Annotated in this window: 1 protein-coding gene; it reads right to left on the reverse strand. The window is 53.3% G+C overall.

Going from position 1 to position 1053, the window contains the following annotated elements:
* Positions 1–1053: transcription termination factor NusA (gene nusA / locus QMM04_RS22665; protein WP_282997128.1), on the reverse strand; the 1053-nt coding region annotated here is incomplete at both ends.

The raw sequence follows: 1053 nt of genomic DNA on the forward strand, positions 1-1053 counted from the left end.
CTTCAGCCTGATGCTTAGCCTGCAGATCATCGACGGTCATCACGTTCAGTTCCCAACCGCTCAGTTGGGAAGCCAGACGCACGTTTTGGCCGTTACGGCCGATCGCCTGAGCCAGATTACCGGCTTCAACAGCGATATCCATGGTGTGATTGTCTTCATCCACCACAATTGACGCCACATCGGCTGGCGCCATGGCGTTAATGACGAATTGTGCCGGGTTATCGTCCCACAGCACGATATCAATACGCTCGCCACCCAGCTCGCTTGATACAGCCTGGACACGCGCACCGCGCATACCCACACAAGCACCGACCGGATCAATACGTTTATCGTTGGTTTTCACCGCGATTTTAGCGCGTGAACCTGGATCGCGCGCTGCCGCTTTGATCTCGATAACTTCTTCACCGATTTCTGGCACCTCAATGCGGAACAGTTCGATCAGCATTTCTGGCTTAGAACGGGTGACAAACAGCTGTGCACCACGCGCTTCCGGACGAACAGCGTACAACACGCCGCGAATACGGTCGCCTGGGCGGAAGTTTTCACGTGGCAGCATATCTTCGCGTCCGATCACGGCTTCAGCATTGCTGCCCAGATCGAGTGAGATGCTGTCGCGGTTTACTTTCTTCACCACGCCGGTGATGATTTCACCTTCGTGTTGACGGAACTGATCAACCACCATCGCGCGCTCAGCTTCACGGACTTTCTGCACGATAACCTGTTTAGCGGTTTGGGTGGTGATACGGTCGAAGGTGACAGATTCGATCTGATCTTCAACGTATTCGCCCAGATTGAACGCTTCGTCTTCAAAGCGGGCCGCATCCAGCGTAATTTCACGAGTCGGCTGTGTTACTTCTTCCACAATCTGCCAGCGACGGAAAGTATCGAAATCACCGCTGCGACGGTCAATGCTGACGCGCACTTCGATCTCTTGCTCATACTTCTTTTTAGTCGCAGTGGCCAAAGCGCTCTCAAGCGCTTCGAAGATTTTCTCACGTGGCAGGGCTTTTTCGTTAGAAACGGCTTCTACTACAGCTAAGATCTCTTTGTTCA

Source organism: Pantoea sp. Pa-EAmG (assembly GCF_030024295.1).
Lineage (GTDB): Bacteria > Pseudomonadota > Gammaproteobacteria > Enterobacterales > Enterobacteriaceae > Pantoea > Pantoea dispersa.